A 26,016-nucleotide genomic window follows, 5' to 3' on the forward strand; every position below is an offset into this window, starting at 1 on the left:
TTATTAGCTCACCGCTGCTCTTTTAAGAACTTGTTTGAAAGTGTCTTTTAGAGAGCTTTTTAAATATCCAAAGGCCCGTGTGAATTTTTACATTTGCAACCATTTCCATTAACTCTTAAGAGAATTTAATCATGAAAAAACATGCTTTAACGGCTGCTTTAGCGGCTCTTTCTTTAACCGGGTTTTCCGGCGCGGCACAGGCCTGGACGCCTAGCGACACGCCCGACCTGGAGCTGTTCATGTCCGGCGCTACCGCAATGGACAATGCCATGACTAGTATGTTCAACAATATTTGCGAAGACACCGATTATTACACCGATCCCAATAATGGTGCCGGTTACCGAGCCTTCTTTTGCACCTTGACCCCGGCTAATGTCCCTGGACTGTCGGCGCCAAAAAAAGTCCTGTTCATCAAACGCTCGGCGGGCGGTTCGGCACAAGGCGTCAACCCGTTAGCCGAAGAGTCGCAACTGGATTCATTGAATATCTTTAACAACAACTGTACTCAAGACGCTCCCGGCGGAAAAAAATGGACATGCACCATCAACAACCCGGGCGATTTGACACCAAGACATCCCAATATCGGTATTTCCGATGTAGACCCTTTTATGTTCCGAGGCCGGAATACGCCGAAGGGTTTCAAACCGATGACACAGCGTAGCATCCAAGCACTGGAAGTCAGAGCGGTAGCTGCATTGATTTTTGGTGTGCCGGTAACCAATGGTTTATATGATGCGTTGCAAACCGTTCAGATAGACCGGGGAGAACTGCCCGGCTCCTGTTCCAAGGGTGAATATACCGAAGAATGTATGCCCTCTTTGAGTAAACAGCAAGTCGCTTCATTGATCACGGGCCAAATCAAAAGCTGGGATGAATTCATCGTCACGAAAGACGGCGTTGATCATCCACTGACCCAATATCCCGGCGTCACTCCACCACAGAGTGATCTGATGCATTACTGCAAAAGGGTCGACGGTTCCGGTACCGGCGCCCAACAATATGCGAAATTCCTGCACCATCCATGTACGCGCTGCGCGATGGAGCCGATGGTTTCGGATCCGGAAATCTCCGATGATAATCCGTTTGAGGGTCCCCGCGTTTTCGAAAACTCCGGTTCCGGCAATATGGACAGATGTTTGGATGACTTCGGCAAAGGCACCAATACCAGCGGTTTAAACAGCAACATCAATGGACAAGCAGTGACCGCATGGGCAATCGGCCAACAAAGTTTGGAAAAAAATGCCAATAACGCATTTGCCTATAAGTTCATAAAAATCGACGGTTATGCGCCCACTTTGAAAAATGCGGCCAACGGCACTTATATGGATTGGGTGGAGCCGACTTTCCAATGGCGTAAAACCGGTGCAGGTTCACCATCCGGCGATACGTTGGCAATCATTGAAAAAATCGTAGTCGATGCCGCCAACCCAACAACGGTTGCCAGCGTTCTCAATCAAACATCCAGCTATACTTTCGGAAAATCAGGTTATTTGGCGGTCGCCAGTAACGGTCACCCCTTCTCGCACATTGTCGATGAAAACGCTCCGGTCATAGGTTATTCGCATGCCGCGGGCGGTCTATTGGATAACTGTAATGTCCCGGTGTTGTTGAAAATCGATTCCGACAAGCCTTTATAAGTAATCCTCTAATCCTAACCACCCCTCTGGAATACGTGTCTGCAATAGGCCGAGCAAGGATGCACCTTTATTTACAGCCTCCGTCCTGCGGGGGCTGTCCTGTTTGTAACATGCTAACAATTCTATGATTAAAAAGGTTTTTTCGACGATTCGTTGGTTAGTTGTCGTGGTTATGTGCTTAACAAGCTCAATAACACTTGCCGAAGACGAAAATCACTTCGACCTATGGGAGCTTAGAGTCAAAGGCAATACGTTGCTGGACCGTAAAACCATCGAACTGGGAGTCTACCCTTTTCTAGGCGAAGATAAGAGCATCGATACCGTGGAACAAGCCCGCGCCTCACTGGAAAAAATCTATCACAGTCAAGGATACCAAACAGTCGCCGTGGACATTCCGGAGCAGGACGTCGTCGGAGGCGTGGTGTATTTGGAAGTGACCGAGGGCAAGGTATCCCGTTTACGCGTGACCGATTCGCGTTATTTCTCATTGGGTCGTATCAAAGCCAAAATTCCGGAATTAGCCGAAGGAAAAGTGCCTAATATTCAAGTCATGCAACAGCAGTTAGCTGACCTAGGTAAGGAATCGTCAGACCGAAGCGTGGTGCCGATATTACGAGCCGGCGAAACGCCCGGCACAGTCGAGGTGGATTTAAAAGTCAAAGACAGCATGCCCATTCACGGCAAAGTCGAAGTCAACGGCAGAAATGTCGCCAATACTAGCCGCTTAAGGACGATCGCATCGTTACGCTACGATAATTTATGGCAAAAATTCCATAGCGCCTCATTCATGTATCAGACCTCGCCCGAAAAGCCGGAAGAAGTCGAAGTCTTCGTCGGCACTTATGTCATGCCCTTGCTCGATACCGATGCCAAACTCGCTCTGTATGCGGTCAGTTCGTCCTCGGATTCGCAAATTGCCAGCGCCGGCGCCTTATCGGTCATCGGCACCGGCGATATTTACGGCGCCCGATTTATTTTACCGCTGACCGGCAAAGATCATTATTCACACAGCTTTACTCTTGGCGTCGATTACAAGTCCTTTGCCGAAGACCTCAATTTACTCGGGGCCGACACCTTAAAAACTCCGATCACTTATTTACCGTTCATGGCTCAATACAACGGTACGGTCAGCGATGAGAACTCCCTGCTGTCATTCAATTTAGGCGTGAATTTTTCAATTCGCGGCCTCGGTAACGATGAGCAGGAGTTTGCCGACAAACGCTTTCTGGCCAAACCGAATTACCTGATGCTCAACGGCGGCATCGATTATAAGTACAACCTGCCTTGGGGAATGGATTTTGTCAGCCGCATATCCGGTCAAATCGCCGATTCGCCTATTATCAGTAACGAACAATACTCGATCGGCGGCGATGACAGTGTTCGTGGCTACTTTGAAACTCAAGTACTGTCAGATGACGGCGTGCAAGGTTCGATCGAATTATATTCGCCGAGATTGCTCCCTTTTGACAGCGACTGGGAAGCCGTCAATACCTTTCGGGGCCTGGTCTTTTTAGATGCCGGACGAGGTTGGATAAAAAGCGCACTGCCCGGTATCGATAACAAAATTAATTTGGCCAGCGGCGGCGTCGGCCTTCGGTTTCAAGCGTGGAAATATTTGGTTGCCAATCTGGACGTGGCATTTCCGTTTATTTCGCAAGGCACGATCGAAAGCGGTGACCCCCGGCTGCATTTTAGAGTCGCTGCCGAATTTTAAAGGTAATGAACATGGCTAATCAACAAACCAGCAAAAAATCTCAGAGTGTCTCAACCGGCTTCACGCTAAGTCCCATCGCTGCTTGCGTCAGGATTGCGATGCTCGGCGGGATCGGAATTTATCCATTGGCGGCAACGCATGCGGCAGGAAACCTGCCGGTCCCAAGCCCGGTTTGGGCCAGCATGGGTAATGCCTCTGCATCGATTACCGGCAACCACATGCGCATCGATCAGCATACCGATAGAGCAATACTAAACTGGCAAAGTTTTAATATCGGCCAGGATCATTCCGTACACTTTCAACAACCTGGTGCGAACTCCATTGCGTTGAACAGGATTTTTCAAAATGATCCTAGCCGTATACTGGGAACACTAACAGCCAACGGTCAGGTCTATTTGGTTAATAGCAATGGATTCGTATTCGGTAAAAATTCGAAAGTTGATGTTAGAGGTTTGGTAGCCTCGACGCTAGCGATAACCGATGATGTTTTCGACCAAGGTATCACCAAGGTTTTTGCCAACAATGGAACGGCAGCCTTCAATGGCAATGGAGACTTTTATATAAAAAACGAAGACGGTAGTTTTAGACTCGATGAAGATGGCAACAAAATCAAAATTGCAATAAACGTCGATGAAGGTGCCCAAATCAAGTCAACCGAAGGCCAAAATATCTTGATCATTGCGCCGACTATTACTAACGAGGGTAATATCGAAGCCGACGACAGGCAAGTCGTGTTGGCTGCCGCAACCGATAGGGTCTATTTACAAGAGGCCGGCAACGAGGGGTTATTGGTTGAAGTACAAACCGGAGGCGAAATCAACAATTTAGGTAGCATCGCCTCTAAACGCGGCACGATCAGCTTAGTGGGATTTGCCGTCAATCAAAAAGGCAAAGTCTCGGCTAGCACCTCAATGAACATCAATGGCAAGGTTCGCCTAATCGCCAGAGAAGGAGCCACGACATTCCAAACGCCTGACGGTTATGCCATGCAAGCCAGCAGAACTACACGCGCTACTGATACTGGCGACGATTTAGGAACGTCGGCCACCGTCCGTCTTGGAGAAAACAGCCAAACCGAGATTTTGCCGGAATTGGACACCGGTTTGACTGCAATCGACGAACAGATTCAGCCGCTCTCGCAAATCGACATCATGGCGCACAAGGTTCATTTTCAAAGCGGTTCGCAAGTCAACTTGCCGGGCGGAAAAATCAATGTCGTAGCAACCCAAAACCCGTCAAACCCTCTGCAAGCCTCGGCCAACCGAAATGACAGCCGTATCTTGATCGATTCCGGCGCTAAAATCGATGTTTCCGGCGTAAAATCTACTGTCAAACCGATGGAGAGCAATGTCGTCGCAGTCGAATTACGTTTGAACCAACTGAGTGATGCACCGCTACAGCGAAATGGAGTGCTATTTGGTGAAACCATTTTTGTCGATATTCGAGCCGGTACGCCGTTGGCCAACATTCAACCCGCTATCGATGCTATCGAGCGTCCTTTGGGTGAACGATTGGCTAAAGGCGGTGAAATCAACCTCAGCTCAGAAGGCGATACCATTGTTAAAGACAATGCCATACTCGATTTTTCCGGCGGCGCGGTAAAATTTTTAGACGGCTATATCCGCACTTCGAAATTAATCTCGAATGGCCGCGTGTTCGATATCAGCGAAGCGCATCCGTCATTGCGCTACGACGGCATTTACGGAAAAGTCGTCAAAAACCATAAAAAATGGGGCGTTGAGCAAGCCTGGATTACCGAAGGTCCGTTTGCCTTGGCACGCAAAGAAGCCGGCTATACCGACGGCCATGATGCAGGCAGTCTGACCATTGCCAGTCCCAATGTCATCCTGGAGGGTCAGTTAAACGGCACAACCGTCAGCGGCCGATTACAACGCACCTTGGCGGAACGCCCCAAGGGCGGCACGTTGACGATCGACATGCGCTCCGCTTCGGAAGTCGATCAAGCAGTGGTATTCGCCAATGTCTTGACAAATTCGACGGTTAATGTCGACTTAAACCAGCCGTTCCCTTCCTCAAACGATAGTCGATTCACCCCTTTGGTGCTGCGTACTCAACCGCTGTCACAAAGCGGTATCATGGACTTGTCAGTTTTGGCGCACGGTACCGTGACTGTTTCCGACGGTAGTAGACTTAAATTAGCCGATGGCGCTCAATTGAATTTACAAGGCGGGGCTATCACTATCGGCGGTGAAATCAAAGGCGCTGGCGCTCAGGTAAATCTTGCCACTGATTTGAATGCCCGAACCCAAGGCAGACTATCCGGTGCGATTTCACTCGGCAGCAATGCAAGGATCGATCTTCAAGGTGGTTGGGTCAACGATCTAACCACACCGTTCGATCTATTGGATAACAATAAGATTACTTTGGATGGCGGTAGCTTTATTGCCCGCGCCAATGGCGATATTGATATTCTGAAAGGCAGCCGCATCGACGTCGGAGGGGGAGCTTGGTTGCAAACGAGCGGCAATATTCAAGACGGTAAAGCCGGGGGTATCCATCTTCACGCCGAAGCAGAAACGACAGGTTCCAACATAACATTGGACGGCGCGCTCAGCGCCTATGCTATTCGTCAAGGCGGCACGCTTGAACTGGAGGCCAATGCGATTGCGATTCTACGCAGACGCGAAGAAGAATTGGAAGGGCTACGCCCTTTACAACTCGAAGCCGATTTTTTCGGAAAAGGCGGTTTTTCCGATTATATTCTGACTGCCAATATCAACGGCTTGGTCGTTGACGAAGGCGTTAAAATCAAACTGCAACAAACTAATCGTTTATTGAATGGCGATGCCATTAATCGTAGCAGCTCGAATAGCATTGCCGGAATATCTCGACTGGGCAAGCTCCCTGCGATCGACCGCCTACCGAGCAATTTAACTTTGCAATCGGTTCACAGCATCAATCCGAACCCTAATAGCCATTTAATCGTTAATAAGAACGTCAAGATCACTGCCGATGCCTTGAGCAACGTCTCGTTAGTCTCCGATTCGTCTTTATTTTTCGATGGATCGATCAAAGCAAACGGCGGTAACGTAGCCTTGAGCATCATTCCGCCGCAAGGCTTACCGACGCTGGACCCATTGTATCAACCCCGCCAGGGACTTTGGCTCGGCGACAATGCGCGAATCGATGTTTCCGGTATCGCGATGACGTTGACCGATGCGTTCGGGCTCAAAACGGGCATCGTCCACAATGGAGGAAACGTTAATTTAACCGCCGCCCGCGGTTACATAGCCTCCAACAGAGGTTCGCAGATCGATGTATCGGGAACGGAAGCCTTGCTAAACCGCCCTCGCCTATTGCCCGGCGCGGAAAATATTACCTTCAGTACGGAAAAAGTTGGATCGCACGGAGGAACTATTACCATCAGCAGCGCCGAAGCCATTTTCATCGAAGGCGGCATGCTGGCCAAAGGCGGTAAAGCGCCCGGCACGTCCGGCGGTACTTTAACGGTCCGTCTAGACGACACCCTCAGAGAAATCCCCGTTGAAGAAGGAGTGATTCCTAACTTTCCGATAAAACCGGGCATTCTCAATTTCTCCCAAACTAAGAATGAATTTTTTGATGCCTCCTTCAGCCAATACGGCGATGCGCTTCCAACCGGACTGCAAAGACAAGGCTTTATAGCAGCCCAACAAGTGTCTGATTCCGGTTTTGCAAATTTGAACGTGCAAGCGGACGGCGAAATTCGCTTTCAGGGTGATATCCATTTGGATTTACAACATGCCGTAAACTTCGACAGCCCAAAAATGGCTTGGCAAAGACTATCGGAAAACGATACTAGCACGGTCGTTTTCAATGCGGCGCATGCGTCTCTAGGCTCGAGCCGAACTCGACGTGCGACCGGCAACCCAACGGGTGGAGACGGCCATCTTCAGGTCAATGCCGACCTAATCGAACTATTTGGAGGTGTTTTTACTTCCGGATTCAAGCAAGTCGATCTGAACGCGGATAGCGATATTCGCTTACGCGGCATTCGCACATTGTTTACGCAACGCGACTATTTGGGTGAATTTTCGACGTATTCGGCGTTGAACCTTAAGGCCGATCAAGTCTATCCGACAACGCTCAGTGATTACAGATTGACTGTAAAAGGCGATCCTAACGGAAGCATTGCGTTCAGCAGCGGGGATCAATCTCGACCGATCTTATCCGCCTATGCAAAATTGACGGTCACAGCTCCGAACATTCAGCATGACGGCGCCATTAAAGTGCCTTTCGGCGAATTAACATTCGATGCATCTCAAACGATTCATTTCGGCGCAAACAGTTTGAGTTCGGTATCCGCCGAAGATCAAATTATTCCGTTCGGTGTCACGGAAGCCGGTTTGGAATGGTTATATCCGATCGATAATCAAAATCTGATCGTGCAAACGCCAACCAAAAAAATAACCGTCAATGCGGACCGAATTCAACATGACGAAGGCGCCGTTATCGATATTTCCGGGGGCGGCGATTTGCTGGCCTACGAATTCATCCCCGGCATCGGCGGTTCCGCCGATGTCTTAGCTACCGGTAATTCTTTTGCGGTCTTGCCCAACCATTCCGGTTACGCACCGTTCGACCCGCTGGAATTTCCCGGTTCGGGTTTGTCGATCGGCGACAGCATTTATTTGGGTGAAGGGAGCGGTTTAAAAGCCGGATATTACACGCTATTACCTGCGCGCTATGCATTGCTTCCCGGAGCTTATTTGATAACACCTCAGCAAGACAGCGTCAATATGGCCCAAGGCAGCCGTTCGGTCAATTTAGACGGTGCCCCAGTCGTGGCAGGATTTAGAGCGATCAGCGGCACCAACATCAAGGACCAGAGCTGGTCCGGATTTGCCGTCGAACCCGGCAAAATTGCCTTGACTCGTTCACAATTGGACCTATCCACAGCCAATCAATTTTTTGTCGAACAAGCACAGCGTAAAGAATCGCCGATTCCTCGCTTACCTGAAGATGCGGGATCGCTGCTGTTCAACGCAAAATCACAATTAGAATTGCCTTCCGTTCTCGCCAACGCCAAAAACGGCGGGCTGGCAGGTTTGGTCGATGTCATTGCCGACAACATCGCCGTGGTCAACGATAAGACAGGCGCTGCAAGCCTCGTAGAACTGAGTGTAAGCGATCTCGATACCTTTACCGTAGGCAGCTTATTTTTAGGCGGTATCAGAACAATCGACAGTGAGACCGGTGCGATCAAACTCGACGTCAAGTCCAAAACTGTCGAAATCGCCGAAGGAACCCGCCTCGAAGGTTCGGAAATCATTATAGGCGCCACGGACAGGATTGAACTCCAAGCCGGTGCTCAAATCGTGGCAGCAGGCGGCAAAGACAGCTCGGCACCCGGACAGATTTTGACAACCACGGGAGACGGTGCCCTGTTACGCGTTTCCGGCGATGCGCAAGCGCAAATCGTCAGAACGGGCACCCAAGGTCTGAAAGGAGATCTGTTGATCAGCGACAATGCTCAAACCTTGGCTCCGAGCGGTTCGATACTCTTGGATTCGACCCGGAATCTACAAATGAATGGCGTGTTGGATGCCGGCAAGTCATTAAATATTGCCGCTGAAGCCATCAATATCGGTGAAGTAAGCGAAAATCTACCCGGGCTTTCGTTGGATAACGGGCAGTTGAGTCAATTGAATGTCGAACAACTGGTGCTGACCAGCCGCAGCAACTTGAACATTTATGGCGGCGTTTACCGCACCGATGCTTCGGGTTTAGCGCTCAGAAACGACGAGCTCGAACTAATGCCGATCGAATTCAATCTTTTGACGATCGCTACAAAAGGTATTGCCGGTTTTGACAATTCCGGCAAATCCGCCGGTCTTTCTGCCGATACCGTCACGTTGACCAATGCATCCAAGTCAGTGCAGACCGAAAAAGGCAACGGGACGGGCTCCTTGTCGATCGCTGCCGACAATCTAGTATTGGCTGGAGGCGACTTTACCTTGTCGGGATTCAATGATATCAATTTGAATCTAGCCGAGTCGTTAATCGGTTCTAGTGTAAACACACTCAACACTCTGGCCGACACAACGATCACAACAGGCTTTATTACCGGTACTTCAGGTTCCGAAACCAGGATCGATGCCGACACTTATCGCTTAGCGCTCAATCACAACCAAGCCGGCTCTGTGGATTCGCAACCGGGTATTGGAGCACGGTTCAATTTAAACGCAGGCCATGTCGTCATCGATACGCCATTACAATTCAACAGCGGTATCGTAAAAGCGAATGCCAAAACAGGCGATATTGTCCTCAAAGAGAATGCCGTCATTGATGTGTCCGGAACAATGGTAAGAGCGGGTTTAAGCGAATCGGCTCCGATATCAGCCGGACGTATCGATTTGACCGCGCGGCAGAACATTAACACCGAAGCCGGTAGTCAACTATTGTTGAATGCTATCAGCCCACAAATGTCGGCAGGATCGCTTGCACTTTCCGCAACCACGGGATTGGTCAATTTGAATGGCACGATCAACGCGATGGGAGGTAATCAGGCCGAGGGGGGGGCGGTTCGGCTCGACCTCGGCAGCATGGGCGGTAACCCGTTCGGCTTGATGAATCAGAGCTTGGTGGATTCCGGTTTTAGCAGAGCAATAGATTTACGATTGAGAAATGGCAACCTAGTCATTGGTGAAGAGGATTCGATAAGCGCGAACGATATCAAATTAACCGTCGACAAAGGCGCATTGACAATTGCAGGCACGCTCGATGCCAGCGGCCAACATGGCGGTAGCATCGAACTCAATGCTCATAGCAGACTAACCTTGTCCGGAAGTGCACGATTGCATGCCAACGCCACCGAAGCATCAGGCGATGGCGGCAAGGTCAGACTCACCTCGACTAACGGAGGCGGTATCAGCATTCAGAATGGCGCATCGATCGATGTCTCCGCCAATGGAGGCCGCGAAGGCGATGTGCATATTCGTGCCGAACGCCTGGCAGGACAGGTTAATGTCGCCCCGATTGCCCCCGGCACCATTGTCGGCGATTCTAACGTCGTCATCGAAGCAGTCGCACAGTACAACCTCAACAGACTGGACGCTGCAGCAATCAATAGCATTAGAAACGATACCGCTTCGTACATGAATAGCGTTTCGACAACGGCATTCGGACCGGGATTCGAATTAGCTCCCGGAATAGAGGTCAAATCGGAAGGCAATCTCACCTTGGCCGCCAACTGGGATTTAGTCGATTGGCGTTATGGATCCGAACAAACACCCGGCTATTTGACCCTGCGAGCAGGTGGAGATTTGTTGCTCCAAAACGGCGTAAGCGACGCTTTCAAAAATGGCGTACTTCAGGTGACGCCTACCTTCTCGAGGCCTGTGATCGATATGTTGCAGCCCGGGCGTTCATGGAGTTACAACTTCGTTGCCGGCGCGGACCTGAATTCTTCAGATACGAAAATGGTAGTGGCCGCGGACAATCTGAATTTCGGCGATATGCGCCTCTTCAACGATGTGAAGATTCGCACAGGCACCGGGTCCATCGATTTCAGCGCAGGACGCGACATTGTCTACGGCAACGATAAATCGGTCGTGTACACGGCAGGAAGGCCGGACGATGAGGATCGTTTCGGGTTTCCATTGATACGCGTGGCTTCCAATTTTTATGTCGAATACCCTAAAGACGGCGGCGATATCCGCTTCAGCTCTGGACGCGATATTCGCGGCGCGGTGACCAATCAAATCGCCTCGGATTGGCTACTTAGAACCGGCAATTGGTCCCGAAACGAAACCCACACGGGGGAAAGACCGACCGCTTGGGGTATCGCAATTGGTACGCGAACCGGTTCAGGCATCGCGCCGGATTACCGGCAAAATGTTGGCGCCTTGGGCGGCGGCAATATCACTATCACAGCCGGCGGTACGGTTAGCGATCTCTCCGTGGTCATTCCAACCACCGGCAAGCAAGTCGGACAAAGAGTCGATCCGAACGACTTTAATAATCAAAATTACTTGACCAATGAAGTCGAGATCAATGGCGGCGGAAACCTAAACATCTACGCCGGAGGTGACCTAAAAGGCGGCATCTATTACGTCGATAACGGTACGGCGACCTTTAATGTTGCCGGCTCGCTCAATGCCGGCTCGTTCAAGACCGTCAGTATTGCGGAAATGAATCCGATATTGGCCTTGGGCAATGCCCAATATCACATTACTGCCGGCAAAGATATCGCCCTACAAGCCATTATCGATCCGATGATTTTGTCGCAACCGGCCAATAAACGCCCGGACTTACTATCGATCTTCTTTAGATACGGTGAGAACAGTGCAGTCAATCTGACTTCGCTTACCGGAAACATCAGCCTCGGCAACGATGTTTCCGGGGTAGTCGATTTAATGAATTTCCAACGCGGCGCTCTGATCAGCTTCGACGGCGCAGCCAGAGACGCTCTATCGGTGGCCCCCGGAACATTGAAGGCCTACGCCTTATCAAACGACATCATATTTAAAAACGGCTTGATCATGTATCCGAGCAAAATCGGTCAATTTGAGCTTTTTGCCGCGAATAATATCATAACCGCCAGCAATGGCAATGCCGTGAATGTGACCATGTCGGACACCAACCCGAATCTATTGCCGACGGTATTGAATCCTGCCGCCAACTATAACGACGCCAGGCTGAGATTGGTACTGTCCGGTATCAGTAACGAGCCGGACAAAATCTATGCTTCGATTCCAAATCATATTAATGATCCTATACCGGCTCTGATCAGCACAGACGTTGGCGATATCCTGGGCAAGGACCCTTTCCAATTCATTATGGCGAAACCGACACAAGTGTCGGCCGGCCGTGATATTCGTAATGTCAGCTTGCAATTTCAGCATAATATCGAAGATGCCGAATCGATCGTATCGGCCGGCCGCGATTTCAAATTCGACATCGTTCGAAATCCCGCTACCGGAGCATTGGTTAATGTTGTTCAACGTATGGAGGTTTCGGGTCCGGGCCGTTTGACATTAATGGCCGGACGACATGTCGACTTGGGTTCTTCCGAAGGTATCACGACTACGGGCAATCAAGTCAACACGGCATTAGCGGAGGACGGTGCTGCAATTAATGTGATTGCAGGAATAGCGCAAACCCAATTCGCGGCACCGGATTTTATGAAAAGCTACCTAAGCAATGGTGAAAGCCTTTACGAAAGTTACGAGCTTGCGGTTGCCGACTATATGCGAAGAATCACCGGCAATGACGATTTGACAGTGGATCTGGCGCGAGCAGCCTTTGCACGCTTGCCGGCTGTTGAACGATCGCATTTCAACGCACCTTATTTAGCGGACTTGATCGAAACCTTCAACGGACTCATGAAAAATTACGGTAATCGTTTTTCGATTGCTAAAAACAGCTTCGATAGCGCTAGCGATACCCAAACCCGGTTCAATTTCAAACTAGAAATGGATAGAGCGCAGTTTGAACTTCTAGCTGCCATCGAAACGCTATTTCCGGGAACCACCGTTTTGGCCGGTCGCCAAGATTATACGATCGATCCCGTCAATGGCACTGTTTTCAGAGAAGGAGCTTCGGCCAGCAGTATCTTGGAAGATGCATTTTCTAAAGACAGAAACAAAACCCAAACCGGCGATATTTCGATGTTTTTCAGCAAAATACACAGCACCGATGGCGGCGACATCAATTTATTGACGCCCAATGGCGGCATCAATGCCGGTTTGGCGGTTAATTCCAGTGGTGCCAAAGATGCATCGCAACTGGGTGTCGTAGCCATCAAAAAAGGTGCCGTGCATTCGATTGTCCGAGACGATTTTCAAGTGAATACGACCCGAGTCATGACGCTCGGCGGCGGCGATATCTTAATCGGTTCGACGGACGGCAACATCGATGCCGGTAGGGGAGCAAAAACAGCCTTGGCGGCCCCAGCTCCGATCATTCGATTCGACAGTGAAGGCAACATAATCATTGAATTACCGCCTGCCGTGGCTGGCAGCGGTATCCGAGCGAACATGGCGCCTGACGGCAGTCAAGGCGATGCCTTATTGTTTGCGCTTCAAGGCATTATCGATGCTTCGGAAGCAGGGGTTGGAGGTAAAGACGTCACCGTGGGTGCGACAGCCATCGTTGGATCCGACAATATCGATGTCGGCGGAGTATCGGTCGGCGTACCAACCGCTTCGACAGGAAGTTTGGCTGCAGGCCTCGGTAATGTCAGTAATGTGGCGGCCAGCATAGCGCAAGCCATAGACGATAGCGCGGATGTTGCCAAATCAGCCAAAGAACAAATGGACAAAGCTGGAGCGCAGGGAATCATCAGTGTCGATATCATCGGTTTTGGCGATGAAGATGTCTGATACGACCTCCTTTGTTAGGCAACAGCGTATTTTGTCATATTAATGTCATGATTCCTTCACCGAGCTGTCATATTGCGCTGGCATAATTCCATTGAAACATCTGAATCTTAAGGTGACCTGCTTATTCCACTAGCTACTAAGTCTGAGCGCTCGCGATGACATTCTATTTTAGCCGACAATTTCTATCGCTTTATATAGGCCCGGTTCAACGCCTGCACTCTTCTAAAGCAAAATCGCTACTTATTTCCAATTTTAACTAAAGTTTTAAGGAATGTTTTATGACCATATTAGACCTATCATCGGGTTCACTAGAACCGGTAAACATTAAGCCTCATAAGGAAAACCGAGGCAGAACTAACTGTTTCAAACGCAATTCTAAATCGCAGCTATTGATTGGCTTAATGATTGCCATCAGTTCATTGTCTCTTTCACAAGTTGCTGAAGCTGCCCCACCTAAAGTCAGAATCGACAAGATTGCGCCGGTTGATGAAGGCACAGTTGTTACTTTGAATGGCAGCAATACCTTTGATGTTGACGGTAAAGAATTGACATATACGTGGAGACAAGTACAAGGCCCCGATGTCGTCATTAATAATCCCAATACTCCTATCGCCTCATTCACTGCGCCGACTATTGAAAAAACCAATAAACGTTCCAAACCGCTCAGATTACGCTTCGAATTGGAAGCCGATAATGGCGATGACAGAAGAGCAACTGCAAAAAGACGTGTAGCAGTCCGAGTTCTACCTGTCAATAATCCGCCTATCGCGAATGCCGGGCCGAATCGCTCGGTAACTTGGGAGGCAGCTTCATCAGGAATTGACCTAAACGCATCCGGCAGTACCGATGACGGACAAATTATTCAATACCGATGGAAGCTCTTGACTAAAAGAAATCAATTACCGAGAGGCGCCAAAGTCAGATTGACAAACCGAAGAGCAGAGCTTGCTTCATTTACATTTACCAGTCCCGATCAAACCTCTCCGGTTACATTGGATTTTGAACTGTTCGTTCGGGATAACGACAGAGCCATAGACAGAACTAACGTTTCTATAACCGTAGCCGAAGGACTAGCCTCCCCAGTCGCCAATGCCGGTAGCGACCAATCTGTAAATTCAGGCGCCTCTATTAATTTAAGCGGTGCGGGAAGTACGGGCACCATTAACAGCTATGTTTGGGAACAAACCTCCGGTCCATCGGTTACCTTATCCGATGCAAATAGCGTAACAACCGGCTTTACTGCGCCAACCGTTACTGGAGCCACCGTTTTGACTTTTAAATTAACTACAACAAATAGCACGGGCTCATCGGAAGATACGGTCAGAGTCACCGTCAATCCTATTGAGGCGGCTCCGGTAGCCAATGCCGGCAGCGCACAAACGGTCACATCGGGAGCGTCCGTAACGCTTAACGGCACTGGAAGCACAGGAACCATCGACAGTTACACATGGGAACAAACTGCCGGACCGTCAGTGACTCTGTCCAACCCAAGCAGTGCTTCAGCCGGATTTACCGCACCGACCGTCGCCACACCGACCGTGTTGACTTTTAGACTCACGACAACGAATAGCGCCGGATCATCGTCCGCAACGGTTAACGTGACAGTCAATCCTCAAGCAAGCGGTAATATCAGCGCCACTTTAGAAACCGATGACGTGACTCTAAACGACCCAACCGTATTGCTCTTGTCGAATATACAAGGAGGATCTCAACCCTACACTATTACCGTAGATTGGGGCGATGGCGAAATTACGGGACCGGTTACTCTCAATTCCGGAGTTACGAATTACAACGTTGAGGATTTCTACTATGAAGAAGTTGGTTCTTACAATATTACCGTTACGATCAGGGATGCAAGCAATCAAACGACAATATTGACGGAAAACATTACGGTTGCGGAATCCGCTGAATGTAATTAATCGTTAAAGTACACCGGCTAGGTCGATCATTTCATCTAGTTCGGTGTACTTATTTAACAACCTCAAAATAAATAACGGCGAAAAAATGTAAAACTGTGTTTATTTTAGAGTTTATAAAGATCAAAAAGGGCTTTATTGAAGCCCTTTTTTTAGAGATTTTGAAATGTTATTCCTTTAACCACTACTCCCTTTTCTTCGAAAAAAGGTCTAAGACTGAAAAGATATGGGGTGTATCTATCGATGACCGCCTTGAATCTATCCATGGACGGGGCTGTACGGCAGCGCTCGAACGCCAAGGATGGCGTGTATTATGGCACCAACAGTAAGCGCTTTGGCGATGCAGGTCAGAGAAATGCTCCTGCATTTTCTGCATTCATTACATCCTTGTAACTCAGCAATTGCCGAGGAACAAAAATCTGCCCTGTTGCCGATACCCTCGCTAGCAACACCCCATAGACCTTTCGCACTTCAAATTTCGGCAGTGCCAGAGGAGGCATCGGGGTGCCCGGTCGATTTTCGCTCCTCGGCAATTGCTCCTGCATTGCCCTAATACACGCCATCCGTGGCGTAATGCAAAATCGACATTCACGCCATCCATGGCGTTCATAAAGGCTTTGCCAGCATGGAGCAGGCATAGAGCTTACATGGACGTATTCACCCAGCACCTAAATTCCATAGTCCATTGGCTATGGTTAACTATCTTGGATAATTTAGGTGCTGGGTTCACGGCGTCCTTTAGCGGACACCCAGGCGCCGAATTTTGATCTGCGATGGGTATACTTTTATAAAGTGAGCCATTTTTTTTGAGTATAAAGGAAGCAAATTCTCTGTCTAGGCAGAAAATCATATCTTTTCAACATGTCACATTTAGACTTTGTCACAAAATTGTAATAATTTAATATTAAATTTAGATAGATGAATCTATCTAATATCCATGTGAATTTTCTGTAATTGTTCAGCCAAGAATGTTACAGGGTATTGATTTCTTCTAAATTCGGCAGTCAGTCCAAGAAATTCACGAAACACACATAATTAATCATACGGTTACATAAATCTCTTGAATCACCCATTGGACGAATAAGTTGAAAAGTATAACTAAGAATTTAGTGATAAATAACATCCTGGAACCATGTGCTTTATTGAGGGTTCGGTCAGCAATTCCCAGTTTGAGCATTTTCGCCGATCTTAGGGTGTGGGGTATGCCTGTCGAGGAGCGCCGTAAACCCATCCATGGGGGCTTGGCGGCAGCTCCCTGCTGCCGACATCCTCGCCAAGCACACCCCACACCCTTTTTGATCCCCAAATTGGGAATTGCTGGGGTTCGGTTGCTCGTTTGACAGGACGCCGTGAACCCAGCACTTAAATTACCCACAATAGTTAACCATAGCTAATGGGCTATGGATTTAGGTGCCGGGTGAATACGTCCGTGTAGACTTGACGGCAGCCTCCCCTGCCGTCGACACCTGCCAAACGAGCAACCGAACTCTCCTTAAAATAGGGAAGTTATTTACGATCAAATCCTAACTGACAATTTTCGAGTGTTTCATGGACAAAATAATTTTTATTAGGTTTATAAAATTGATTGCAACAGAACGGTATGTTCCAGCTGCATTTGCAATCAGAGCATACCAGCACCAAAATTTTCCGAGTTATTAATCCTGATCGATGGATTAAGCAATTTAGCTAATAATTTAAGCAGAATACTCATTATGAATAATTACAAATAGAGAAGGATTGTGAAATTGAGCGAACTGAAACACATCATTTCCCTACGAATAGAAAACAGTCTTCGTAACGCTGTTCAAGTCACCGCATCGAGGTTTTACGTCCGGGAGTCGGACATTTACCGCTTCGCAATCAACTACATGCTAAAACGACTCCGATGCTTGCATGAAGACGACTTTACCGGCAGCGATTTGCTTCCATTGATGCTTGATATTCGCGAAGATTTAATCGACAGCCTGTCATTAAAGAAGCATCAGCTTTTCAACATTATAAATGGCAACAATACCCACCCGGACAAGTTCGTTGCGATGTCCGATATTGAACTGCTGTTGACGCCGCGTCATTTGTTGAAACAGCGGCTGCAAAAAATCGACGATACTCCTCGAACCGATGTCGATACCGAAACCTGGCTAAAGCAATATTTACTTGAGAAATATCAATCTTTACCGCTTCAGGAAATTCCCGCCTTACAGCCCCAGTCATCTAATTGAAAACATACCAAAGGCATTCTCCGCGATCGATTTATACCTTTCGCACTCCAAATTTCGACGATACTTGAGGAGAGTCGCCGGGCTGTCCGGCAAAGGCCCTAGGCCTGCATGGACGTATTTATACTCATCGTAGATGAAATTTCGGCCTCGGGATACCCGTTAAAGAACGCCGTAAATACATCCATGTAGCTCTATGCCAGCTCCATGCTGGCAAAGCCTTTATCGAGCACCCCGAGGCCTCCTCCGGCACTGCCGAAATTTGAAGTGCGAAAGGTATACCCAGCACCTAAATTCCATAGCCAATGGACTATGGAATTTAGGTGCTGGGTTCATGGCAGCAATTCCCAATTTGAGGATAAAAAAAGGGTGTGGAGCATGCTTGGCGAGGATATCGGCGGCAGGGAGCCGCCGTCAAGCCCCCATGGACGGGTTCACGGCGTTCCTCGACAGACATGCTCCACACCCTAAATTGCGAAAATATGTTCAAACTGGGAATTACTGAGGTTCACGATAGTCCTCGATAGACAGATCCCATACCTGTTATTCTTAGACGGTTTTTCAATCAAAAGGGAGTATTAAGGGTTACTACAAACGACGGCAAGCCGCGATTCACGCAACAACATCCTTCTCATCCCTGCAAATCAAACGTCCAGGAAAAATACAACTAAAACAACTTCCCTTCCCGACTTCGCTTTTTATTTCTAATTTAGCTTCATGATTTTGCAGCGCATGCTTGACTATTGCTAGCCCCAAACCGGTCCCGCTTTGTTTTTTACTGAGATTGGTATCAACCCTGTAAAAGCGTTCGGTGACTCTTGGAATCTCGGATGCCGCTATGCCCTCGCCATGATCTTCCACATCCAGTCTCGGGCAACCCTGATGCTCATACCAACGCACATTGACGATGGAGTCTGCGGACGAATATTTCAAGGCATTGACTAACAAATTGGTAAAAGCGCTACGTAAATCCTCTTCCACACCGATTATTTTGGCTTGACTATCCAGTTTGAGATCGATACGTCCTGACGAATTTTTCAGACTAGCGCCTTCGCTGCATATTTTACTTAGCAAACCTGGAATATCGACGCATTGCGCCTTCTTTTTTTGAGTTTCCAGTCGCGTCAACAACAATAAATCGTCGACTAGATGCTCCATGCGCTCGGTTTGACTCTGCATTTGCGTGATCGAATTGCTCAATAAGCCCGATTCGCCGTCATCCATATCTTTGATCGTCTCCAAATATCCTTTCAGTACCGTCAGTGGCGTTCTCAGCTCATGAGACACATTTGCGACAAAATCCTTGCGCATGATTTCCATTTTTTTCAGCTGCGTAACATCTTGCGCCAACAACAATCGCAACCCAACTCCATAAGGTACGACACGTACTGAAAGCATCACATTCGCATCGACTGGCGAAGGAAGTACGATCACATCATCGTATTTGCGATTATCCAAGTAGCGGGTAAATTCGGGAAAACGAATCAAGTTAGGTATTCGCTGACCTTTGTCGGATTTGTCAAGACCCAGAACTTTCATCGCCGCTTTGTTGGACCATTCGATTTCATCGTTAGGACCCAGCACAACAGCAGCATCCGGCAAGGCCTCAGTCGATTTGCGAAATTGATCGACCATTTTTCCGAGCTTTTTTTTGCGCTTTTTTTCGCGCTTTTTCATGCGATAAACGTGGTAGTAAATAGCCTCCCAAATACCGGTCGACTTAGGATATTTTCCACTACCGCCGTTGTCTATCCATTTTTCGAATCGATAAATCTGATAAAATTGCCGAATCAAAATGCTCACTAAGATTACAAACAGCATCGGCACAAGAATTTCCCCCAAAACACCGACAATGATTGCGGCAAGCAACAGTAGCGATAATGTTGCAATTTCCCTAATCCATGGATTCATTGGGTTTTAGCTGATCAGCGAAAATCGGTATCCGAATCCGCGTACGGTTTGCACTAGTTCTTCCCGCCCGTATTCGGCCAATATTTTTCTTAATCGTCTAATATGCACGTCGACGGTCCTCTCTTCGATATAAACACTACGCCCCCAAACTTGATCGAGCAATTGCGTGCGGCTATAGACTTTATCCGGATGCGTCATAAAAAACTGCATCAATCTGAATTCGGTCGGGCTGACATCCAGTTGTTTGTCGCCTATCGTCAACCGGTGCTGCTCGCTGTCGAGGATCATGTCGCCAAGCGTAATCTGTGCCAAGTCTTGGATTTTACCGGTTCTACGCAGTACGGCGCGTATTCTTGCGACCAGTTCCTTCGGCGAAAAGGGTTTAGTCATGTAATCGTCGGCACCAATTTCGAGCCCGCGCACTTTGTCTTCTTCCTCGCCTCGAGCGGTCAATAAAATAATCGGGATTTCCCGGTAAAATTGGTCTTTCTTAAGACGCCTAGCCCATTCGATACCGCTAATGCCGGGCAACATCCAGTCCAACACGATCAAATCCGGCATGCGTTCCTGAAGAATCAAATTAGCCACTTCGGCATCGGCGCATTGACTCGCTTCGAAACCGGACTGCTCCAATACCATCGCCAGCATTTCTCGGATAGCATCCTCATCTTCGACGACTAAAACGCTCAATCTACTCATATGCTTCTACAGGTCAATAAAATTCCGATTTTAGCAGGCGCTATGTTACGTTTTTATGACAAATATGTGATTATGCCGATATTGTTGGATTTCTGATGCTTTCAATCGACTATGCGTTAACCGCTTTATGAGTCGCAAAAGTATTTTACTTCAGGTCTATACCACCCTCCAATAAACGCCGCAGAGACTTTTCAGCTTGCTTGATTTAAATTCGATGAAACTTAACGAGTTGATAATAGTCACAACAAACCACTGTCTCAAATACAACATTGACTCAGTGTTAATTGGGCTTAAGCCTCGTTAGGTTTTAATAACTTTCGACTAGAGTTCAATCCGCTTGAACTCAACATGCTTTCGCTCGGCAGCCATTCTCATTTTGGCGGAACTCCAAAAAATTGGAACGTCTCACCTCTAAAATGACAATGACTGAAAACCATCCAAGCGATTCCGAAGAGGGGTTGCTTTGTAATCGTAACCGGCTATTTCTAAGGTCATACCCCTGAGTCCAAACGGCCTACCGCCGTGACTTGATGGATTTAGAGGCGATCGGCTTGGCCTTACAAACCGTTACGTTATTTTCAGCTAAATAGGAGAACTTATGACTTTTAAAATCCATTCTATCGCGACTATCTGCACTGTTTTATTAACGACGGCAACCGCCATTCACGCGCAAGAAACAAGCTCTCCCGAAGTTGCAAACCCATCTATCGCAACCGAATCGGCTAAAATCGATCCGCAAACAATCGATAAATTTACCCAGGCTCATTCGGCATTGTTATCGATACGACAAGAATTCTCGCAAAAATTAAACTCGGTAACTAATCAGCAAGAAGCCGAGACAATACAAATACAGGCTCAGGAAAAAATGATAGAGGCCGTGGAAGAAACCGGCTTGTCGATAGAGCAATATGGCGAAGTTGTCGCGATGCTGCAGAATAATCCCGAATTATCCGAGCGTATATTCGGTAATTCCCGACCGGTTAAGTAAACCAATCGTAATTGTTCAGTCCCTCTTGAAAAAGACGACTACATGGATGCAGGGGACTGAGCAATTATACCTTTCGCACTTCAAATTTCGGCAGTGCCCGAGGAGGCGCCGGGGTGTCCGACAAAGGCTTTGCCAGCATGGAGCTGGCATAGAACCTACATGGACGTATTCACGGCGTCCTTTGGCGGACACCCCGGTGCCGAATTTTGATCTACGATGGGTATACATCCAATCGGCGAGTCATTGCATGGGCTTTAAGCTAAGCGTGGACTTCAAGGTGCCGCGACCATTTCCGGAATATTCTGTATTTCCTTGATGGGGTCGTGGCTTGGCTTTGTCTATCTTTCAATTAAATGTTTAAAAGCAACCGGCTTTTGCAAGCCGAAAACAGTTGCATGATATCTTTACTGTTGATTTCCTCATCTCGTATTCGCCCTTCCTTTTCCACACAATCAAGAACTTGCATACTTGCAAACGCTGGAAAAATGACTCAAACATTAATTTCACAAGATCGTGCAGTATAAAAAACCGGAAATATTATCATCCTCAATCGATGATAACGACAAGGAACATTTACCCATGCCATCATTAATAATCTTTCCGTTATTTCTCTATTTCTTTCTGGCACCAACTACCGGGCATGCTCAATCAGAGCGCCATTACTGCTATTCCGACGCCCACATTCACTTTGTCAATTTTTTTCAACGAAGCGAAGGCATTCAGGCTTTGTTGACCGCGATGGATCAAGCCTGTATCGATCATGTCATGTTAACCGGACTACCGGTCACCAAAAAATGGGATGAAAACGAACCGAAGGAACCTCGCTATGTCTTCGGTGACGACGCGCCGACCTATTGGTACAGTGCCTCGGACGTTATTGTCGCAGAGGCCGTCAAAGATCTTCCGCCGGCACATCGCCAACGCATTCATCCATTTATCAGCGCATTCAATCCCAACGACATGAATGCGGTCGATCATATCGAGCGCATGATTCGTCTCTATCCGGGACTCTGGGAAGGAATAGGCGAAGTGATGACGCGCCACGACGATTTAACGGCACTCAATCTAGGTAATCCGGTACGTGCCGATAGCGGCGGATTACCTCGCATTTATGAATTGGCCGCCCGTTTGGATATGCCAGTGATAATACATAGCAACGTGACCTCTCAAAGAGAACACGAACCGCTCTATGTCGAAGAAATGACCCGAGCGCTGAGCGCTTACCCAGACACCAAGTTCATTTGGGCACATGCCGGCGTCAGCATGGCGATCAACCGCAGAATGAAACTGGATTTTATCGTCGGGTTACTCGATCGACTATTGAATAAACATGTCCATTTATATATCGACCTATCCTGGAGCTTGTTGAATCATTATCTACTGGATGAAAACGGCAAGCCGGATAGCGAATGGCTCGAATTAATCGAAAAATATCCGGACCGCTTTATGCTCGGCTCCGATGCAGTAGGCCGTTTCGGGAATATTGGCAAGGCCTTGCACGCATACAACCCATTTCTCGATGCTCTTAACGAAGCCACCGCTCACCGAGTCGCGCGCGACAATTTCTTGGCATTACTCCCGAAACAAGCGGTGACATTGCCTTACACCGGCGATAAAACAAAAACGCTGGTAGACGACGGCGATGACTCGTAATTAGCCTTAGTTCGGGATATACCTTTCGCACTTCAAATTTCGGCAGTGTCTAAGGAGGCACCGGGGTGGCTCGGCAAAGGCTTTGCCAGCATGGAGCTGGCATAGAGCCTACAGGGACGTATTCGCGGCGTCCTTTGACGGGCACCCCGGCGCCGAATTTTGATCTACGAGGGGTATAAAAATTATATATTACTGCTGTTTCCTAAGCCCGACCGGCCTCAAGGAATCAAGCCGCTTTCGAAAACGCCAATGTCCCGCCCTCGACATCGACAACAATTTTGTCGCCTGGACCGAATTTTCCGCCAAGAATCTCTTGCGCCAGCGGGTTTTCCAATTGATGTTGTATCGCGCGTTTCAGCGGTCTTGCGCCGTAAACCGGGTCGAATCCGGCTTCACCGAGTTTATCCAGCGCCGCCTCGCTCAACTCAAGATCGATATCGTGATCGAGCAAACGTTTGCGCAGATAACGGATCTGAATATCGGTAATCGACCGGATTTGGTCGCGGCCGAGCGGATGGAACACGACGACGTCGTCGATACGGTTGATGAACTCCGGACGGAAATGGTAGCCGACTACCTCCATAACCGCCGATTTCATTGCCGCATAGTTTTCTTCGCCTGCCAACTCCTGTATTCGGTCCGAACCGAGGTTCGACGTCATCACGACGACGGCATTGCGGAAATCGACCGTTCTGCCCTGCCCATCGGTCAACCGGCCGTCGTCGAGCACTTGCAGCAGCACGTTGAACACGTCCGGATGCGCCTTTTCGACCTCGTCGAGCAAAATTACCGAATAAGGCTTGCGCCGCACCGCTTCGGTCAAATAACCGCCTTCTTCGTAGCCGACATAGCCCGGAGGCGCGCCGATCAAACGCGCGACCGAATGCTTCTCCATGAATTCGGACATGTCGATGCGCACCATCGCTTCTTCGGTATCGAACAAGAATTCGGCCAATGCCTTGCACAGTTCGGTTTTGCCGACGCCGGTCGGCCCCAAGAACAGGAACGAACCGTTCGGCCGGTTCGGGTCGGAGAGACCCGCGCGCGAACGGCGAATCGCGTTGCTAACCGAGATCAGCGCCTCGGTTTGTCCGACCACGCGTTTTTGGATCTGCTCTTCCATGCGCAATAATTTATCGCGCTCGCCTTCCATCATTTTCGAGACCGGAATACCGGTCCATTTCGAGACGACTTCGGCGATTTCTTCATCGGTTACCTTATTGCGAAGCAGTTTCATTTCCTGCATTTCGGCCTGCGACGCCAGATCCAATTCCTTGACCAGCGAAGGGATCACGCCGTATTGCAATTCCGACATGCGGCTCAGATCGTTCGCGCGACTGGCAACTTCCAATTCCAAACGGGCTTGTTCCAGTCTTTCCTTGATCGCGGTCGTGCCTTGCAGCGCGGCTTTTTCGGCTTTCCAAATTTCGTCGAACTCGGAATATTCTTTTTCCAGGTTCTCGATCGCTTCCTCAAGGCTTTCCAAACGTTTTTTAGACGCTTCATCGGTTTCGTTTTTCAATGCCTCGCGTTCGATCTTCAATTGAATCAAACGCCGGTCCAGCCTATCCATCGCCTCCGGTTTCGAGTCGATTTCCATGCGAATGCGGCTTGCCGCTTCATCGACCAAATCGATCGCCTTGTCGGGCAGTTGCCGGTCGGAAATGTAACGATGCGAGAGCGTTGCGGCCGCGACGATCGCGGGATCGGTGATATCGACGCCATGATGCACTTCGTATTTCTCCTTCAAGCCGCGCAAGATCGCGATGGTATCTTCGACGTTCGGCTCGTCGACCAAGACTTTTTGGAAACGGCGCTCCAAGGCCGCGTCTTTTTCGATGTATTTACGGTATTCGTCTAGGGTGGTCGCACCGACGCAATGCAGCTCGCCGCGCGCCAAAGCGGGTTTGAGCATGTTACCAGCATCCATCGCGCCTTCCGCCTTACCGGCACCGACCATCGTATGCAATTCATCGACGAACAGAATAACCTGGCCTTGTTGTTTCGCGATATCGTTCAACACTGCTTTCAGGCGCTCCTCGAATTCGCCGCGGAATTTCGCGCCGGCGATCAGCGCGGCCATATCGAGGGACAACAATTGTTTGCCTTTGATACCTTCGGGAACTTCACCGTTGACGATGCGCTGCGCCAAACCTTCGACAATCGCGGTCTTGCCGACGCCGGGCTCGCCGATCAATACCGGGTTGTTTTTGGTGCGGCGCTGCAAGACTTGTATCGTGCGGCGGATTTCGTCGTCGCGGCCGATCACCGGATCGAGCTTACCCTGTTCGGCTTGCTCGGTCAGATTGATCGTGTATTTGCTTAATGCTTGACGTTGCTCCTCGGCGTTGGCATCGTCGATGTTTTGTCCGCCACGGACATTGTCTATGGCTTTTTCCGCAGCCGCTCGGGTCACGCCGGCTTTTTTTAGGATATCTTGCAGAGCGCCCGATGTTTCGCAGGCGGCCAATAAAAACAATTCGCTCGAGATAAATTTGTCGCCGCGTTTTTGCGCGAGCTTGTCGGTCACGTTCAACAAGCGCGACAATTCGTTGGAAATCTGCACGTCGCCGCCGATTCCTGAAACGGTTGGGGTGCGTTCAAGCACCTTGGTCAATTCGGCCTGTACGATATTCGGGTTTGCGCCGATTTGCGACAACAGCGGCCGAATACTGCCGCCGTCCTGATTTAATAACGCCAGCATCACATGGGCCGGCTCGATGAATTGATGATCCTTGCCCAAAGCCAGGCTTTGCGCATCGGCCAACGCCATCTGAAACTTGCTGGTCAGTTTATCCATTCTCATGTTGTTTACCTCATCGGTGAATTTTTATATTACTCCTAACATGGAGGGTAACCGGCTGTTTTTCAAGATCGCCGAGAAAAATTACCTTTTTTTGGCCATGTTCGCGTTAATCCGAGAAAAAGCATTTCAGCATCAATCGCTGAGCGCTACC

General features: G+C 48.9%; 10 protein-coding genes. 7 read left to right on the forward strand and 3 right to left on the reverse strand.

Translation table 11 applies throughout. The features are described from left to right. Positions 1-131: 131 nt before the first annotated feature. The 5 genes from MEALZ_RS14565 (at position 132) to MEALZ_RS14590 (ending at position 17,811) form a co-directional block, all read left to right on the forward strand. Complete coding sequence (locus tag MEALZ_RS14565) at positions 132-1,637, forward strand: hypothetical protein (protein ID WP_014149418.1); 1,506 nt, start codon at positions 132-134, stop codon at positions 1,635-1,637. A 124-nt stretch (positions 1,638-1,761) separates the two neighbouring features. Then, a complete protein-coding gene (locus MEALZ_RS14570; RefSeq protein WP_014149419.1) occupies positions 1,762-3,351 on the forward strand; it encodes a ShlB/FhaC/HecB family hemolysin secretion/activation protein in 1,590 nt (529 codons plus the stop codon). Between the two features lie 11 nt (positions 3,352-3,362). After that, complete coding sequence (locus MEALZ_RS14575; RefSeq protein ID WP_014149420.1) at positions 3,363-13,676, forward strand: filamentous haemagglutinin family protein; 10,314 nt, start codon at positions 3,363-3,365, stop codon at positions 13,674-13,676. Between the two features lie 278 nt (positions 13,677-13,954). Next, positions 13,955-15,595 (forward strand): PKD domain-containing protein, encoded by a 1,641-nt coding sequence (locus MEALZ_RS14580; protein WP_014149421.1) that lies wholly within the window; start codon positions 13,955-13,957, stop codon positions 15,593-15,595. A 1,736-nt stretch (positions 15,596-17,331) separates the two neighbouring features. Continuing rightward, positions 17,332-17,811, forward strand: coding sequence for a hypothetical protein (locus tag MEALZ_RS14590; protein WP_014149423.1), 480 nt, complete (start codon positions 17,332-17,334; stop codon positions 17,809-17,811). Between the two features lie 609 nt (positions 17,812-18,420). Here the strand turns inward: MEALZ_RS14590 and phoR are convergent. Both phoR and phoB read right to left on the reverse strand, forming a co-directional pair. After that, a complete protein-coding gene (phoR, locus tag MEALZ_RS14595) occupies positions 18,421-19,719 on the reverse strand; it encodes a phosphate regulon sensor histidine kinase PhoR (protein ID WP_014149424.1) in 1,299 nt (432 codons plus the stop codon). 6 nt (positions 19,720-19,725) lie between these two features. Then, complete coding sequence (phoB, locus tag MEALZ_RS14600) at positions 19,726-20,418, reverse strand: phosphate regulon transcriptional regulator PhoB (RefSeq protein WP_014149425.1); 693 nt, start codon at positions 20,416-20,418, stop codon at positions 19,726-19,728. 598 nt (positions 20,419-21,016) lie between these two features. Between phoB and MEALZ_RS14605 the strand changes: the two genes are divergently transcribed. Further along, positions 21,017-21,406 carry a DUF4168 domain-containing protein gene (locus MEALZ_RS14605; RefSeq protein WP_014149426.1) on the forward strand — a complete coding sequence of 130 codons (390 nt, stop codon included), beginning with the start codon at positions 21,017-21,019 and terminating at the stop codon, positions 21,404-21,406. 579 nt (positions 21,407-21,985) lie between these two features. Beyond that, positions 21,986-23,059, forward strand: coding sequence for an amidohydrolase family protein (locus tag MEALZ_RS14610; RefSeq protein ID WP_014149427.1), 1,074 nt, complete (start codon positions 21,986-21,988; stop codon positions 23,057-23,059). 226 nt (positions 23,060-23,285) lie between these two features. On the opposite strand, the gene clpB is transcribed toward MEALZ_RS14610, so the two are convergent. After that, complete coding sequence (clpB, locus tag MEALZ_RS14615; RefSeq protein ID WP_014149428.1) at positions 23,286-25,865, reverse strand: ATP-dependent chaperone ClpB; 2,580 nt, start codon at positions 25,863-25,865, stop codon at positions 23,286-23,288. Between the last annotated feature and the right edge of the window lie 151 nt (positions 25,866-26,016).

This window comes from Methylotuvimicrobium alcaliphilum 20Z (assembly GCF_000968535.2).
Taxonomy (GTDB): Bacteria; Pseudomonadota; Gammaproteobacteria; order Methylococcales; family Methylomonadaceae; genus Methylotuvimicrobium; species Methylotuvimicrobium alcaliphilum.